Here is a 15,782-nt window from a genome sequence, read left to right on the forward strand (position 1 = left end):
CGCACCTGCTTCGCCCTGCGCACCACTGGACCCCTGAGCCCCATCAGAACCCTGCGGACCCACCGCCCCCTGCACACCCTGCCCACCCGGCATGCCCGCCTCACCCTGAGCACCGGCAGACCCCTGAGCACCCGTCGCACCCTGAGCGCCCGTCGCACCCTGCACACCCTGCGCACCAGGTGTGCCCGCCTCCCCCTGCGCACCACTGGACCCCTGAGCCCCATCAGAACCCTGCGGACCCACCGCGCCCTGTACACCCTGCCCACCCGGCATGCCCGCCTCACCCTGAGCACCGGCAGACCCCTGAGCACCCATCGCACCCTGAGCGCCCGTCGCACCCTGCACACCCTGCGCACCAGGTGTGCCCGGCTCGCCCTGAGCACCGTCCGAGCCCTGCGGGCCTGTAGCGCCCTGGGATCCGGACGAACCCTGCGGACCGGCGGAACCTTGGACGCCGGCCGAACCCTGCGATCCGGCGGAACCCTGGAAGCCCTGCGCGCCCGGCGCGCCGGCCGCCCCCTGCGCCCCCGCGGAGCCCTGCGGACCGGCGGAACCCTGGAAGCCCTGCGCGCCCGGCCCGCCGGCCGCCCCCTGCGCCCCGTTGGACCCCTGAGGCCCGGCGGTTCCCTGCGGACCGGCGGAACCCTGGGTGCCCTGGAAACCCTGGGAGCCAGTCGCCCCCTGAGCGCCACTGGAACCCTGAGCGCCCGTCGAACCCTGCGCGCCGATCGAGCCCTGGACACCCTGGGAGCCCTGCGCGCCCGCCTCACCCTGGACGCCGGCCGCCCCCTGCGGACCGGTGATTCCCTGCGACCCGTCGGAACCTTGGAAGCCCTGGGGACCCTGCGTACCCGTCGCGCCCTGAGCGCCACTTGACCCCTGCGGGCCGGTGGAACCCTGTGAACCGGTCGCGCCCTGGACACCCTGCGGACCACTGGCCCCCGGGGCGCCGGTCAGGCCCTGGGGACCCGTCGAACCTTGGAACCCCTGAGCGCCGTCGGCCCCCTGAGCCCCGGTCGAGCCCTGCGGGCCCGCGGAGCCGTCGGCGCCTTGAGGACCGTGCGCACCCGTGGCGCCCTGAGGTCCACCGGAGCCCTGTGGGCCGGCGGAACCCTGGGAACCCTGCGGGCCCTGAGCACCCGGCCCACCCTGAACACCGCCGACCCCCTGAGCCCCCGCCGAGCCCTGTGGACCTGGAGAACCCTGTGACCCCTGCGAGCCTTGCGCACCCGCCTCACCCTGCGCGCCCGTCGCACCCTGCGTGCCACCGGAGCCCTGTGGGCCGGCGGAACCCTGGGAACCCTGCGGGCCCTGAGCACCCGCCTCACCCTGAACACCGCCGGCCCCCTGAGCCCCCGCCGAGCCCTGAGAACCGGCGGAACCCTGGAAACCCTGCGCACCCTGCGCACCCGCACCGCCCTGAGCCCCCGTCGAACCCTGCGGGCCGCCGGCGCCCTGGGACCCGGTGGCTCCCTGCGTTCCCGTACTCCCCTGCACCCCCTGAGAGCCCTGCGGCCCCTGGCTCCCAGCCCCCTGCGGACCGGTCGAACCCTGGAAACCCTGCGGACCCTGGGCACCCCCGGTGCCCTGAGCCCCCGTGGAACCCTGTGGGCCGCCGGCGCCCTGGGGTCCGGTCCCTCCCTGGGCTCCGGCGGCTCCTTGGAAGCCCTGAGCGCCCTGCGCACCTTGGACGCCGGACCCCTGGGGGCCGGTCGCCCCCTGAGCGCCCTGCGGACCTCCCGCACCCTGAGCGCCCTGGGGGCCTTGAGTACCGGAACCGGTATCCCCCTGGAAACCCTGCGCGCCCTGTGAGCCGGTAGCGCCTTGTGCCCCCTGGGCCCCCTGGGCCCCTTGGGCGCCTTGTGCCCCCTGGGCTCCTTGCGGCCCTTGGGGGCCTCGTGGAGGCTTTGGCTTGTGCGGCCCGTCCGATCCATGGCCATGGTCGTCATGGTCGTTCGACCCATCAGGTCGCGGTCCCTGCCAACGGCCACGCTCGTCAGCGATGGCGGTCAGGCCCCGAGGCTTGAAGTGGGCACTCAAAGCGCCCTTCGGACCATGACCGGCGCGCGCCCTCTCGAGCGCGTCGGCCACGGCAACCGTCGTCGGAACCACGTTCGCGACCACGGCAAGGGCGCCCGCGACCGAAAGAGCACCGACGGCCTTGAGGCGAACCCTCCGAAGTGAAACCCTCATGCGCAAAGGTCTCCCATCCCATTGTTAGATAAAACGCCGAGCTGGAGTATTCATGCGCAGAACACACCCGCCAGTTCCGCCATGAAGCGCCAATATCGACTCATGGAAAGCCTCACGCGACCACCATCGAGGAGCGTCCGTCCGAATATCACCCGCCTAGCCCGCTTTCCGACGTAGACGCATAGGCGGCGCTCCTTTCACAAGATTTTAGGAAAGGGAATCCTGAGCCTACGCTCGGGCATATTCCCCTGGCAAAACACACCGAATACGGCGGCATCCGAGGTCGTGACACCGTGCACGTGCCGCACGCCGCAGCGCCGCGACGTCGACGCCACAGGATGCCGAAGCGGGCGACGCCGTCGTCGCCCCACCCCGGAACTCCATGGCCCCGATGCAAGGGAATCGCCCCTAGAACATCCCTGAATTTCGCGTCCTACCATCACGCCGGCGGGATTTTTGACCGCTCCACGGAATGCGCACCCTTCGTCACCTCTATGCGCAGCGAATGTCCCCGTCAGGTCGCTCCCCGGTCGCCAGGAACCGGGAGACGGTAGCGTCTCCGCAGGCGTTTCCATTGGCGAGGTAGGAACCGTGGCCGGTGGAGTCCACCGTCACCATGACGGCACGGGCACCGAAGGCGTCGCGCAGTTTCAGGGCGCCGCTCAGCGGGGTGGCTACATCGCGTTCGTTCTGCACGAGCAGGATGTTGGACGGTCCCTTGGCGGTGATCCGTATGGGCGCGTGCTCGGGCGGGTACGGCCAGGCGGCGCACACCGTCACGTTGCGCGGCATGCCTGCCGTCAGCGGGTGTTCCGCACGGCTCCGGGCAACCCCCTTGCGATACTCGGCCGCCGACGTGGGCCACGCCATGTCGTTGCAGAGGGTCGCGGCGGTGACCGCGACGAGGTTCTGCTGCGCCGGCTCCGGAGGAGCCGCGGGGGCGGGCGGCACCGTGCCGTGCTGCGCCGCCAGCATCAGTCTCGCCAGGGCGGGGAAGCGGCTGGGTGAGTAGAGGCTGTCCAGCATGGTCTGGCGCAGCACGTTGCCGTTCAGTTGCTCGGGGTTGGCGCCGGGCCAGGGGATCGGCGCCCGGTCGAGATGCGCGGCGAGGCGCAGGAACAGGGGCCGTACCTCGGCCGGCGACGCGGCCAACCGGTCCTGGTTGCCGGGCGCCGAGGCCCACTTGGCGAACTCGGGGAAGCTGTCCTCGGCCCCGGTCTCGTACGCGGCGAGCCAGCCGCGGGAGATCCGGGTGGGATCCGGGTCGTCGTTGCTGTCGAGCACCATGCGGTCGATGCGGTGCGGGAACAGCCGGCTGTAGACGGCGCCGACATACGTGCCGTACGAGACGCCCCAGGCGGAGAGTCTGCGCTCGCCGAGCGTCGCCCGGATGCGGTCGATGTCGCGGGCCTCGTCGATCGTGCCGATGTGCCGGATCAAATCGCCGCCGTTGCGCGCGCAGGCGCCTGCCATCCGCCGGGCGGTGACCATGTTCTGTCCGATGGATCCGTCCGGCGCGGGCCAGGGCCGCAGTGTGGACACGGCCAGGTCGCCGTGGTCGAGGCCGCAGCTGACGGAGGTGGAGGGCGCGAGGCCTCGGGGGGCGAAGCCGATCAGGTCGTAGGCGTCCCGTACCGACTGCGGCAGCTTCTGCCCCTTCCCCGAGGGGTCGTCGAGGCTGGAACCGCCGGGCCCGCCCGGGATCAGCAGCAGCGCGCCACGGCGTGCGGCCGGCTTCTCGCTGGGGATACGGGAGATGACGACGTCGATCTTCCGGCCGCCCGGGTGCGCGTAGTCCATCGGCACCTTCACCGCCGCGCACTCCTGACGCGGATCGAGCCCACTGCCCGTGCATCGGGTCCAGTGCAGGGAGGAGGCCGGGGCGGCAGCCGCCACGGACGCGGGAGGGGACGTGGCGAAGGGGGCGGCGACGCCGAGGACAGCGGCGGAGACGGCCATCCATGCGGCCCTTGTGTGCGTGGTCTTCTTCATGCACACGAGCCTCGCGGATCTCGCCCGCGCATCACATCCGGGCAACATCCCTGTTCTCACGGGGGTTTCCCCCACCGCGCACCGGTGGGGTACACGCACCCCGACCGAGACCTCAGCGCGTCAGCGTCGCGCTGCCCTGCGCATCACGAACTCGGCGGCCACGCCCACCAACGGGGCCAGACTCAGGGCCAGACTCAGACCCACCACACCGGCGTTGGCGACGGACGGCCCCACTGACCATGCCCGGCCGCAACCCACAAGAAAGGCCACACCGACTGCCAGCCGGCCGGACGTATGTGCGGGCCTGCGCCCGCCCGGGCACGCCACTTCAGCACATAACCGGCCGTCCGCTCGATCCCACTGCTGCTCGCTCTGTGGCAGGCCGGCTCGCGACGACCATCAGCAGACAACCGCGCTTCCGCCGTGCTCGCTCAGGCCGGTTCCCCCCATGGGCGTGAGCCCGAATGGCCTGCCAGGACTGGCTGCTGCCCGGACTTCATGGGCGAATTAAGGGACCTTTGCCGCCTTGGGCCGATGGGGCCGAGGAAAGGGATTGTCACGTCCGGGACCGACCGACGTCGGGTCCTCCCGATCCCGGCCCTGGCCGGCGAAGGCGCACATGTCGAGCAGGGAGGATGGAGCCCGTGAAAGAACAGGGCGGAAAAGGCTTGTCCGACGCCGAGGAATCCGCGAACCCGAGCAGACGAAGCTTTGTCGCGGGGGCGACTCTTGGAGTGGCTCTGACTTCCGCAGGCATCTATGAGGTCATCGACAAGCTGGTCACTCCACCCGAACGGGCCGCTGTACAGGCCGACAAACCCCTGCCGCCGGAACAATATGCCATCCCCACACCACGACTCGTCATGGACAACGGCACAGGCGTCGCAAGCAGTGACGGAACGATCCCCGTCCTGATCCCGCCTTTGCACAATCACGTCATCACCGCGACGTTGAAGGTCCCGGTGAACGCAAAGGCCCTGCAGGAGGCACAGCGGCATCTGGAGGCCGTTATCCAGGCCGTGGAGAAGCGCTTCCCTCCCCCCCATCGGCCTGGGCGTCGTCGTCGCCTGGGGGCTCCCGTACTTCCAGCACTACATCCCCAGTCTGGGAAGAGGTTCCGGATTCTTCAAGGCGGGGACCCGTTACCCGGACTACTGCCGGTGGATCTGATGACGTCAAAAGAGCGGGGCCGCACGGTCTATGCGCTCCAGGACGCCAGAACGTATCCCAGCGACCAACCGCCTGCCGGCTTCGGACAGGTCCGGCTGGAGCAGAACCACGTGGCCGTGCTCCTGCGCAGTGACTCGCTCGACAACATCATGGAGGGCACCAATGCCCTGTTCGGGGCGGGAAGCGGCCAGGCGGGCGATCTCTTCACGGTGACCAGCATCCGCAGGGGCTTCACGGGTGGCGGCCACACGGGGCAGCAGTCGCTCGCCAGCAGACTGGCCCTTGAGGCAGGCCTGCCCGGAGCGAAGTCCATTCCCCCGCATGCTCCCATCTTTCTTGGCTTCACCACCACGATCAAGTCTGCGGAAAGCTCCACTCCGGTGTCGAATCTGGAGACGCTTCCGGGCTGGACCGACCAATGGCCCAACGGCTACTTCAAGTACGGGACGGTCATGCCGCTCTCGCACCTGTACTCGGACCTGGCCACCTGGTACGGGGAAGGACGCGCGGGACGGGATTTCCCTCTCTACGCCGAACGACTTCGGGCGATGTACCGGCCGGGCATCCCGGTCCCCGAAGGAACGGTGACCGTGGATCCGCCCGCCGAAAGCGAAGACGACATCTTTCACCGTGTCAGAACGTCCGGCAGCTACGGGCACAACGGGAGCATGCAGCCGGTGAACCGCCTGCAGAAAGCGACCACCAGCAACTACGGCATGACCTACCCGGTCGGCACACCTGTGTCCAATCGCGGTGATTTCGCAACCCTGGACAACCCGTTCCATTACACGTCCGACCCGGCCGGCGACCATTACAGCCCCCAGAAGGCTGCCGGGTTGCACTTTCTGATCTTCGTGCCGACGGCCGAGGTGTTCAACCGTATTCGGCTGGCGATGGACGGCTACTATCCCGACGGAAGAAGAGTCGACTTTTCTCCGCGCTCACCAAAAGCCGGCCTGAACGCAGTGGTTCACACCACCCACCGCCAGAACTTTCTGATCCCACCGCGGAGTCGCCGTTCTTTCCCGCTCGCGGAGTTCCTGAGCTGACCGGCGGCTCGGCTGCGCAACGCGTGTCGGCCAGGACGCATCGCGGCGGAGATCGCTACGGTGCTCGGCCGGGATCGCGGGGCTGTCGGCCTGCTGGATGATGCTCATCGGCTTGACGTCCCACACTGTGACGCCGCCCTTCATGCTGCTCCCGGTCGCCGTGACCCAGTGGGCTGGGACCCGGACGACCGCGGACTGGGAACGGGTGAACGGGGCGGCCCTGTGGCAGGGCGTGCCCGGACTGCTGGGCGCCCGAGGCCCGGTGTCGCGTGCCCGCAGCAGGCAGGAGTCGACGAGGGCGGAGCCCTACTGTCGCCTTCCTGAGCCCTCTGCCAGTGGCGATGCCTGATGTCGGGCACCCTGCCGTCTCGTCGGCCGGCGACCGATGAGTTCCGGAGCCCGGTGGGGTCTGACTCCGCACAAGCGAAGGCCGCGCACGAGTTCTGTGAGGGGACCATGACCACCTACGCCCTGCCACCCGTCGTCGACGCCGCAACCTGGGAGCGTCGGCTCGAGGCACTGCGCGCCCGGGAGAAGGCCGCGACGCGGGAGCTTGACGCCATCGCCGCCGAGCGCCGCCGCCTGCCGATGGTCGAGATGCCCGACTACAGCCTCGAGGGTGAGGACGGCCCCGTTCGGCTGGCGGACGTCTTCGAAGGCAGGAGGCAACTGATCGTCTACAACCACATGTGGTTCGCCGGCCAGGAATGGCAGTGCCCGGGCTGCACGGGGTTCACCTCGCAGTACACCCGCCTGGAGTTCCTGGACAACTACGATGCCCGATTCGTCGTCGTCACCCAGGGCCCGATCGAAGAGGCACTCGCCTACAAGCAGCGGGTCGGCAACCGGATGCCGTGGTACTCGACCGCCAACAGCTCGTTCGGGGCCGACGTCGGCGCACCGCCCGACGGAGGATTCGCGGTCAACGTGTTCCTGCGCGACGGCGACATCGTCTATCGCACCTGGCACACCAACGGTCGGGGTACCGAGCAGCTCGCTCACACCTTCGCGCTGATCGACCTCCTGCCGTACGGACGGCAGGAGGAATGGCAGGACTCGCCCGAGGGCTGGCCACAGTCGCCCACCTACAGCCGATGGGCGACGTCCAAAGACATCGCCGCGCTCTATGGCTCGGGCACTGACGGCGGCCGTTAGACGGCTGCTGAGGGGCAAGCCCCTCGTGATCAACGAGGGGCTCTCCTGCCCTCACCGCAGCGCCCTGCCACCGGCAGGAACGGAGACTACGAGGTGGAAACTGCTGCCTCGTGTCCTGAGGTGCTCGCGTCTTTCTTCAGGAGCCCCTCTGCCGCGTAGGCGCCGGGACCGAGGCAGGCGATCAGCAGGAACGCCCAGCAGAACATGACGGCAGGCTCGCCCCCGTTGTCGATCGGGAACAGCGCGCTCGGCTGATGGACGCTGAAGTAGGCGTAGGCCATGGACCCGGAGCAGATGAGGGCCGCCGTCCGCGTGAACAGGCCCAGGGCGACCAGGACTCCGCCCGTCAGTTCGATGACCGCGGCCCACCATCCGGGCCACTGCAGGGTGGGCACCGTACCGCCGCCGTGGGCGCCGCCCAGGACTCCGAAAAGGGAGGCCGCGCCGTGACAGGCGAAGAGGAAACCGGTCACCAGGCGGAATACGGCCTGCACGACCGGACGCACGGTGCCTAACGTCGATGCCGGTGAAGAGTTCATGGGGGTCACTCCTCAGTTCTCGGGGAATCCGACGGCCGCCTTTCGGCCATGGACATGTCAGAACGGTGTAGCGCGGCACGCGGGTGCACACCAGTGGCCGGAAGCTCTGGGTTTCCTCTGAGTCGCCGGTCGCAGGAGTCGCGCCTGATCCACCGGACAGCGGCGAGCCCCTTCCCACCGGGGAAGGGGCTCAGCCGGCCCCACAACAGGGACCCGGTCACCTCGCAGCCGACAGGACCCTCAGCAAGTCCTATCGTTGCGGGTCAGGAACGGGTCAGGAGCACTTCTCGCGTTTGCGATCAAGCCTCGGACACCCACCTCGTGAAAGCGCGAGTTCGATGACTTAGTCGGCGGCTCGCGTGTCGCAAGGGGCAGATGCACGGGCGAGCCGAGTCACCCCTGCTCCGCCGGCGCATTCTCACTCCAGTGATCACCGCACAGCACTACCACCGATTTCGAGAGCCGTTGGCCTGGACGCACCCTCCGATCTCAGCGCGGAGATCGCTCACACCGCTTCCAGGCCAGGTGGTACACGGTTTTGATCGAGCCGTCCGTCGAGTCCATCTCCATGAAGCTGGTGGCGCTCGGGCTTGAGGTGCCCGGCTCGACCTGCAGTTCAGTGTTGATGGTGAGCTTGCGCTCCTCCCCGCAGGGGGCGAAGGCCCGGGCGGCGACATGCACGGTATCGGTCGTCTGCCAGTCGCCGGTGAACCCGCCCTGGAAGTGATGGGTGAAGTTGGTGGTGTGGGAATTGCCCTGGAAGTGGTAGCCGGCCCGTTGAGTCCCAGACGCACCCGGCGCCAGTGACGCGAAGCCGCGGTAGTCGGCGGACACGATCGCGTAGGTGCGGCCGCGGGGGACATGCACAAGCAGGTTGAGCTGACAGTTCTTCTCCCGGTCGGTCGGCGCCGAGCCGGGCCCCACCTGGGCGAGGTAGCTGCTGTAGGTGACGGTGAAGGCGGTGTTGTCAGGGGACACGGCCACGGCGGCCGTCCCCGCCGGGCAGCCGGAACCATTGGCCGTCACGCTGTCGATGACGATCGGGGCCGGCGGCTGGGGCGGGTTGCCGCCGAAGGCCGACGAGCCGAACAATGATGTGGCGACACCAGTCGCGGCCAGCACGCGGAGCACCATGGGCTTCCCTTCAATCGTCCATGGATCCAGGGCGGGCGTCGTTTCCGAGCCCGACCCGCGGATTTCACGTGGGCATCGCACCACACGTTACGTGCCCGCGTACGGAAGGTGACGCTCCAGTCACTCAATCGGCCTTCAGGGTCGAGACCTCCCAGTCATGTGGAAACGACTCCCGCAGTCACGCACATAACCACCAGGTGCACGGGGAGGCGGCTTTTCGTCTCAGTCGAACCACGACGCCGGGTCGAACGGCTCTTCCGTGCCCTCATCGGCGACGAGCAGGATCTCGCTCTCGATCACACTCACGGCCGTCTCGTCATCAGTCCGAGGCAACGACGAGCGCCGAGATTTCCGATGTTCTCGTTCGGTCGGAGCGGTCATCGGTACCGCTCCCCCTCTCGCCTCCTTTCCAGGCCGAGCCGTCGAGACTCGGCAAGATCCTCGACAATGCCGGCCGCGATGAGGGCAGCGCCGGGGGTGTGGCCGGAGCCGACGTAGCGCCAGTTCCGGTCGGTGATTGCATCGGGTATGTCGGTGTGGCGCTGGTGGTGAGCACGTTGACAGGCCCGGAGAAGAGATCTTGGGGCTGCCGCAGCCTTTGATGAGCAGCCTGCGCAACAGAAGACTTCCGCCCCGCACCGCCAGACGGACAAGATGCCGCGAGTCCCCCTCCATTTTTGGGAGGGGGACTCGGAAGCCTTCGCTGTCCCGCGGAAGCCCTACAGCGAGTCAGACCCACTCCACCTCTGAGTGGATGTCCGAAGCGCCTCCAGGCCCCGGCAAGGGCGTCTCAGGCCCGCGCCGCGCCGTCGACGGCCGCCACACTGAGGCGCCGGCAGCAGCCAGGGCGGCGCCTACATCGTCCTCGCTCGCCCCCGCCAGGGCATCGGCAATCCGCGCCCGGGACTCACCCATGTCAGTGCTCGTGACCACTCGAAGCCGGCACCGGACCCGCGTTCTTGACCGTCAGAGGAAGCAGCTTCTTGCCGGTCGGGCCGATTTGGATGGCCGTGTCCATCTGGGGGCACACGCCGCACGCCGATCGGGTTGCGAGCCGCTGATCCCCGCTGCTCTTCGCACCAGCTCGTTGTTCGTCGCGCGGATCCCCCGCGTGTAGATCAAGTCCGCGGCGTGCTCGAGGATGCGACCTCGCGTCGCCAGCCCGCTGCCCGTGCGCCCGCGAAGATCACGCGATCCATCCTTCATATGCATGTCACCACGCAGATTGGGCTCTGCGGCCCAACATGGACACGGATTGGGCTTGACAGCCCAATCCGCGTCGCGTTGACTGCGAGTGGGCCAGACAGCCCAGACTGATACCGACCCGAGGACCGCCACCATGTCTCGTCTCAGCACGCCCGAACTCACCGACATCGACGCCAAGACTCAGGGCACGCTCGACGCCATCGCCAAGCAGTTCGGCTTCGCTCCGAGCATGTTCACCACGCTCGCCGCCAACCCGACCGTCCTCGAGATCGTGATGGGCCTGCAGGGCGGCATCGCCAAGCTCCTCGACGCGAAGACCCGCCACACGATCGCGCTGGCCACGTCCCACTCCAACAACTGCGACTACTGCTCGGCGCTGCACGGATACATCTCCGCGAACCTCGGAGGCATGTCCACCGAGGAGATCGAGCTGGCCCGCAGCGGCGGCTTTACCGATCCCAAGCGCGCCGCCGTCGCCCGCTTCTCCCAGCAGGTGATCGAGACCCGCGGTCAGGTGGGCGACGAGGACATCGCCGCGGTCCGCGAGGCCGGGTACACGGACCCCGAGATCCAGGCGATCGTCACCGTCGTGGTCGTCACGCTGCTCACGAACTACCTCAACAACGTCAACGACACCGTCGTCGACATCTCCGGTGCGGGCGCCTAACCAGCGACGTCGAAACCGCATCGACCGGCACGGAGGTCGCCCCGATGAAAGCGACGTTCACCACGTACTGACGTGGCTCCAACGCCCAGAAACCACCTCTGACCTGATCTCTCCGAACACGAAACGAAAACCGAGCATGGATCTCAACAATCTGATCACCAAGCACCTCACTCGCTACTTCGACCCGAACAAGAAGATCCCAGAGGAGACCTTCCAGCTCCTGCTGCGCTACCTACGCACCTCGCCGACGACGATCAACATCCAGCCGAACCACTTCCATGTGCTGGAGTCGCAGGCCGGCAAGGACAAACTGGCGGACGCTCTCGTCGGCCGCTTCGCCGACAACCAGGAGAAGGTGCGGAACGCGTCGCACGCGATCGTGTTCACGACCCGCAAGACGATTCCCGACGAGCACTTGCAGGAGATCTTCGCCAAGGAACGCGCGGACGGTCGCTTCGCGGACCCGGAGATCCAGAAGGGATGGGAGGCCGGAGCGTCCAACTTCGTGGAGATCCAGTCGAAGAACTATGGCGGCGACGTACTCCACTGGCTGGAGAAGAACACCTACCTCGTGGTCGGCGCGACCATGATGGCCGCCGCTTCTCTCGGAGTCGACGCCACCCCGATGGAAGGGTTCGACCGCGCGGCAATCGACGAAGCGTTCGGCCTCACCGACACCGACTTCACCACAACGCTGATCATGGCGCTCGGGTACCCGGACGAGACGCGCGTCTCTCGCCAGCCGGTCTCGCGCCTCGACGCCGAGAAGATCTTCACCCACATATGACGAACTGAGCGGGTGCGCGACCGGCGCGCCCGCTCGCTTCTGCGCAACTCGACTGACCGGCGCCCGCACCTCTCCTCGACGGACGCCGGACAGTCGACCTCCACCGACCTCGAGGAGGCCAAAATGCACGCAGACAGGACAGTCCAGAACCGCGCGGCCGCGCGCGCCGCAGAGCTCCCGGGTTCTGAGCACACGCACCAGTTCACCGGCGACTGGGAGGTGTGGAAAGTCGGCGGCAAGGTGTTCATGCTGCAGACATCGATGCCTGGGGAGCCGGTCGTGATCCTCAAGGCCGATCCCTCGGATGCGGAGACGCTCCGCGCGTCGCACACGAGCATCTCTCCCGGCTACCACATGAACAAGAAGCACTGGATCACCGTCAGACCTGGTGCGGATATCGAGCAGGCGTTGGTGGACGACCTCGTGACCGAGTCGTACCTGCTCGTCGTCGCGGGCCTTCCCAGACAGAGCCGCCCGGTCGACCCCGACACTTTCAGCTTCCTGCCGTCCGCCGACTGACCGACGCGGCGCCAGGCAAAAACAAAACCGGCTCTTCGCCGATCCGGTGGGGATCATGGCGTGAGTCCGCTGGCGGCTGGAGCTTGACGTGCCGCCTGTGGAGTTCCCGCGCGGCCCGGGGGATCGTCCAGTCGGCACGGGCGGTGAAAACAGGGCTGCTCATGAGCGCGCCCGCGGTCCGGGCCCGAGCCTTGCCCCACGCGCGCTCGTCATTCCCGTCCTGCCCCTGCGGATCGGGCATGCCGGTCTCGTGCCGCAGCACGTCGGACGACGCCGATGGGGACGCCCTCGTCATCGATGACCGGGGCCGCCGCGATGTCGTTCGCGTCCAGCAGGGAGGCGATCTCGTGGAACGGTGTGTCGGTGCGGAGGGTGATGACTTCTTCGGTCATCACGTCGCCGACCGTGCGGCGGTGCAGCATGGCATCCAGCCTCCTCCGCTTCGCGACGGCGCGGCGCCCCAGCCTTCGCGGCCGCTCGTCCAGGCCCGTCTCCCTGCCCATGACAACACCGCGCCGCTCCGGTGACCAGTGACGTTCGACCTGGCGGGGAGGGCCAGCGATCCCCCCGCGTACGCCACTACGGGGCCGCAGTCGAGAACGGCGCCCCCGCCATCCCTGTGCCGGCCGATCCCCCCCCAGAGGCATCGCCTCGACCGCGAGGCCGCGCTATGCGGTGCTCGACTCATGGCCACTGGCCCTATCCGCATGTGGGCGCGCGTCGGCGCAGCGCGGGCGGAGCGGGCCGAAGGCAGGAGCGTAGCCGGGTGTCTTGAAACCAGCGAAGAATGTCGTAACTCAGCCGTAGCGAGCTCAGACCCATTCCACCTCTGAGCAGACATTCGAGGAACCCGCAGGCTCCGGCAAGGGCGTGCGAAGACTGCGCTTCGGGGCCAAGCGTCGACGACCAGAAGAGCCGGCAGCAGTCAGCGCAGCCGCTACCTCCTCCACGCTTGCCCCCGCCAGCGCCTCCATCACCCGATCGAGTGCCTCGCTCACGTCAGTGCGTGTGACCACTCGAAGCGGGTGCCTGACCTGCGTTCTTGACCGTCAGAGGAAGCAGCTTCTTGCCGGTCGGGCCGATTTGGATGGCCGTGTCCATCTGCGGGCACACGCCGCAGTCGAAGCACGGCGTCCAGCGGCAGTCCTCGACCTCCGTCTCGTCGAGGGCGTCCTGCCAGTCTTCCCAGAGCCAGTCCTTGTCGAGGCCCGAGTCGAGGTGGTCCCAGGGGAGGACCTCCTCGTAGGTGCGCTCGCGGGTGGTGTACCAGTCGACGTCCACGCCGTAGGGGGCCAGCGCCTTGTCCGCGCAGGCCATCCAGCGGTCGTACGAGAAGTGCTCGCGCCAGCCGTCGAAGCGGCCGCCGTCGTCGTAGACCGCGCGGATCACCGCGCCGATGCGGCGGTCGCCGCGCGAGAGGAGACCCTCGACGATGCCCGGCTTGCCGTCGTGGTAGCGGAAGCCGATCGAGCGACCGTACTTCTTGTCACCGCGGATCTTGTCGCGGAGCTTCTCCAGGCGGGCGTCCGTCTCCTCGGCGGAGAGCTGGGGCGCCCACTGGAAGGGGGTGTGCGGCTTGGGGACGAAGCCGCCGATCGAGACCGTGCAGCGGATGTCGCCCGAGCCGGAGACCTCGCGGCCCTTCTGGATGACGTGCGTCGCCATGTCGGCGATCTGGAGGACGTCCTCGTCGGTCTCCGTCGGCAGGCCGCACATGAAGTACAGCTTCACCTGGCGCCAGCCGTTGCCGTACGCCGTCGCGACCGTCCTGATCAGGTCCTCTTCCGAGACCATCTTGTTGATGATCTTGCGGATGCGCTCGGAGCCGCCCTCGGGGGCGAAGGTGAGGCCCGAGCGGCGGCCGTTGCGGGTCAGCTCGTTCGCCAGGTCGATGTTGAACGCGTCCACGCGGGTGGACGGGAGGGACAGGCCGATCTTGTCGTCCTGGTAGCGGTCCGCGAGACCCTTGGCGATGTCGCCGATCTCGGAGTGGTCCGCGGAGGACAGGGAGAGGAGGCCGACCTCCTCGAAGCCCGTCGCCTTCAGGCCCTTGTCGACCATCTCGCCGATGCCCGTGATGGAGCGCTCGCGCACGGGACGGGTGATCATGCCGGCCTGGCAGAAGCGGCAGCCGCGCGTACAGCCGCGGAAGATCTCGACGGACATTCGCTCGTGGACCGTCTCCGCGAGGGGGACCAGGGGCTGCTTGGGGTACGGCCACTCGTCGAGGTCCATGACCGTGTGCTTGGACACGCGCCACGGGACACCCGACTTGTTGGGGACGACACGGCCGATACGGCCGTCGGGGAGGTACTCGACGTCGTAGAAGCCGGGGACGTAGACCCCGCCGGTCTTCGCCAGGCGGAAGAGGAGTTCCTCGCGGCCGCCCGGGCGGCCCTCCTCCTTCCAGGCACGGATGATCTTCGTGACCTCCAGGACGGCCTGCTCGCCGTCGCCGATCACCGCGCAGTCGATGAAATCGGCGATCGGCTCGGGGTTGAAGGCGGCGTGGCCGCCGGCCATCACGATCGGGTCGTCGAGGGTGCGGTCCTTGGCCTCCAGCGGGATGCCCGCCAGATCCAGGGCCGTCAGCATGTTCGTGTAGCCCAGCTCCGTGGAGAAGGACAGGCCGAGGACGTCGAACGCCTTCACCGGGCGGTGGCTGTCCACCGTGAACTGGGGGACGCCGTGCTCCCGCATCAGGGCCTCCAGGTCCGGCCACACGCTGTAGGTGCGCTCGGCGAGGACGCCGTCCTGCTCGTTCAGGACCTCGTAGAGGATCATGACGCCCTGGTTGGGCAGGCCGACCTCGTACGCGTCGGGGTACATGAGCGCCCAGCGGACGTCACAGGAGTCCCACGGCTTGACGGTGGAGTTCAGCTCACCGCCGACGTACTGGATCGGCTTCTGCACGTGCGGGAGCAGAGCCTCGAGCTGCGGGAAGACCGATTCGGCAGACATCTCGCGACTTTCGTGGGCTGGAGGGAACTGACGGGGGTGACCACCAAAGCGGATGGGGTGACCATCACGACTGATGGGGGTGACCATCAAGCCTAACGCGCCCGGGGCCCCTTCCCGACGGGCGGAGGACCGGGACAGGGCGCACGGCCGGGACGGGCCGACCACCGGGACGGCCGCACAGCCGGGACGGGCCGACAACCCGGAGGCCGCACAGCCAGGACGGGCCGACAACCCGGAGGCCGCACAGCCAGGACGGGCCGACAACCCGGAGGCCGCACAGCCAGGACGGGCCGACAACCCGGACGGCCGCACAGCCGGGACGGGCCGACAACCCGGACGGCCGCACAGCCGGGACGGGCGTCCGCCCCGGGAGCCCCGACCGCCGGCCCTACGACCCCCGGCCACCGTAC

Annotated in this window: 12 protein-coding genes and 1 pseudogene; 7 read left to right on the forward strand and 6 right to left on the reverse strand. The window is 68.5% G+C overall.

The genetic code is table 11. From position 1 onward, the window contains the following. A pseudogene (locus ACIP94_RS04285) lies at positions 1 to 876 on the forward strand (hypothetical protein); the annotation flags it as partial. Positions 877 to 1,221: 345 nt separating this feature from the next. Next, entirely contained in the window at positions 1,222 to 1,812 is a 591-nt protein-coding gene (locus ACIP94_RS04290; protein WP_402419273.1) for a hypothetical protein, read from the forward strand. Between the two features lie 873 nt (positions 1,813 to 2,685). On the opposite strand, the gene ACIP94_RS04295 is transcribed toward ACIP94_RS04290, so the two are convergent. After that, positions 2,686 to 4,185: an alpha/beta hydrolase gene (locus ACIP94_RS04295; protein WP_402419275.1), complete on the reverse strand. Its 1,500-nt coding sequence runs from the start codon at positions 4,183 to 4,185 to the stop codon at positions 2,686 to 2,688. Between the two features lie 644 nt (positions 4,186 to 4,829). Here ACIP94_RS04295 and ACIP94_RS04300 point away from each other — a divergent pair. Together ACIP94_RS04300 and ACIP94_RS04305 are read left to right on the forward strand one after the other, a co-directional pair. Continuing rightward, positions 4,830 to 6,404, forward strand: a complete 1,575-nt coding sequence (locus ACIP94_RS04300) for a hypothetical protein (protein WP_402419278.1) — start codon at positions 4,830 to 4,832, stop codon at positions 6,402 to 6,404. Between the two features lie 456 nt (positions 6,405 to 6,860). Continuing rightward, complete coding sequence (locus ACIP94_RS04305; protein WP_402419281.1) at positions 6,861 to 7,559, forward strand: DUF899 domain-containing protein; 699 nt, start codon at positions 6,861 to 6,863, stop codon at positions 7,557 to 7,559. Between the two features lie 86 nt (positions 7,560 to 7,645). On the opposite strand, the gene ACIP94_RS04310 is transcribed toward ACIP94_RS04305, so the two are convergent. The 3 genes from ACIP94_RS04310 to ACIP94_RS04320 all read right to left on the reverse strand — a co-directional run bounded on the left by ACIP94_RS04310 (position 7,646) and on the right by ACIP94_RS04320 (position 9,613). After that, the gene (locus ACIP94_RS04310) at positions 7,646 to 8,098 is read right to left on the reverse strand and encodes a DoxX family protein (protein WP_402419283.1); all 453 of its coding nucleotides are present in this window, start codon (positions 8,096 to 8,098) and stop codon (positions 7,646 to 7,648) included. A gap of 489 nt (positions 8,099 to 8,587) precedes the next feature. After that, the gene (locus ACIP94_RS04315) at positions 8,588 to 9,232 is read right to left on the reverse strand and encodes a DUF4360 domain-containing protein (protein ID WP_402419286.1); all 645 of its coding nucleotides are present in this window, start codon (positions 9,230 to 9,232) and stop codon (positions 8,588 to 8,590) included. A 222-nt stretch (positions 9,233 to 9,454) separates the two neighbouring features. Then, complete coding sequence (locus ACIP94_RS04320) at positions 9,455 to 9,613, reverse strand: hypothetical protein (protein WP_402419288.1); 159 nt, start codon at positions 9,611 to 9,613, stop codon at positions 9,455 to 9,457. Between the two features lie 958 nt (positions 9,614 to 10,571). Here ACIP94_RS04320 and ACIP94_RS04325 point away from each other — a divergent pair. The 3 genes from ACIP94_RS04325 (at position 10,572) to ACIP94_RS04335 (ending at position 12,411) form a co-directional block, all read left to right on the forward strand. After that, positions 10,572 to 11,105 carry a carboxymuconolactone decarboxylase family protein gene (locus ACIP94_RS04325; protein WP_402419291.1) on the forward strand — a complete coding sequence of 178 codons (534 nt, stop codon included), beginning with the start codon at positions 10,572 to 10,574 and terminating at the stop codon, positions 11,103 to 11,105. Between the two features lie 136 nt (positions 11,106 to 11,241). Continuing rightward, positions 11,242 to 11,892 (forward strand): nitroreductase family protein, encoded by a 651-nt coding sequence (locus tag ACIP94_RS04330; RefSeq protein WP_402419295.1) that lies wholly within the window; start codon positions 11,242 to 11,244, stop codon positions 11,890 to 11,892. Positions 11,893 to 11,904: 12 nt separating this feature from the next. Beyond that, the gene (locus ACIP94_RS04335; protein ID WP_402419298.1) at positions 11,905 to 12,411 is read left to right on the forward strand and encodes an MmcQ/YjbR family DNA-binding protein; all 507 of its coding nucleotides are present in this window, start codon (positions 11,905 to 11,907) and stop codon (positions 12,409 to 12,411) included. Between the two features lie 209 nt (positions 12,412 to 12,620). Here ACIP94_RS04335 and ACIP94_RS04340 read toward each other — a convergent pair whose 3' ends face one another. Then, complete coding sequence (locus ACIP94_RS04340) at positions 12,621 to 12,914, reverse strand: CBS domain-containing protein (protein ID WP_402419301.1); 294 nt, start codon at positions 12,912 to 12,914, stop codon at positions 12,621 to 12,623. 496 nt (positions 12,915 to 13,410) lie between these two features. Continuing rightward, a complete protein-coding gene (locus ACIP94_RS04345) occupies positions 13,411 to 15,372 on the reverse strand; it encodes a TIGR03960 family B12-binding radical SAM protein (protein ID WP_402419304.1) in 1,962 nt (653 codons plus the stop codon). Positions 15,373 to 15,782: the final 410 nt, after the last annotated feature.

Origin of the sequence: Streptomyces sp. NPDC093261 (assembly GCF_044753645.1) — a bacterium.
In the GTDB taxonomy this organism is placed as follows: domain Bacteria; phylum Actinomycetota; class Actinomycetes; order Streptomycetales; family Streptomycetaceae; genus Streptomyces.

What these genes read in the sequence shown, in the direction of transcription:
- ACIP94_RS04320 (WP_402419288.1), bottom strand. Translation starts at nt 9,613, where the DNA reads ATGACCGCTCCGACCGAACGAGAACATCGGAAATCTCGGCGCTCGTCG.
- ACIP94_RS04330 (WP_402419295.1), top strand. Translation starts at nt 11,242, where the DNA reads ATGGATCTCAACAATCTGATCACCAAGCACCTCACTCGCTACTTCGAC.
- ACIP94_RS04295 (WP_402419275.1), bottom strand. Translation starts at nt 4,185, where the DNA reads ATGAAGAAGACCACGCACACAAGGGCCGCATGGATGGCCGTCTCCGCC.
- ACIP94_RS04315 (WP_402419286.1), bottom strand. Translation starts at nt 9,232, where the DNA reads ATGGTGCTCCGCGTGCTGGCCGCGACTGGTGTCGCCACATCATTGTTC.
- ACIP94_RS04345 (WP_402419304.1), bottom strand. Translation starts at nt 15,372, where the DNA reads ATGTCTGCCGAATCGGTCTTCCCGCAGCTCGAGGCTCTGCTCCCGCAC.
- ACIP94_RS04305 (WP_402419281.1), top strand. Translation starts at nt 6,861, where the DNA reads ATGACCACCTACGCCCTGCCACCCGTCGTCGACGCCGCAACCTGGGAG.
- ACIP94_RS04325 (WP_402419291.1), top strand. Translation starts at nt 10,572, where the DNA reads ATGTCTCGTCTCAGCACGCCCGAACTCACCGACATCGACGCCAAGACT.
- ACIP94_RS04340 (WP_402419301.1), bottom strand. Translation starts at nt 12,914, where the DNA reads ATGGGCAGGGAGACGGGCCTGGACGAGCGGCCGCGAAGGCTGGGGCGC.
- ACIP94_RS04310 (WP_402419283.1), bottom strand. Translation starts at nt 8,098, where the DNA reads ATGAACTCTTCACCGGCATCGACGTTAGGCACCGTGCGTCCGGTCGTG.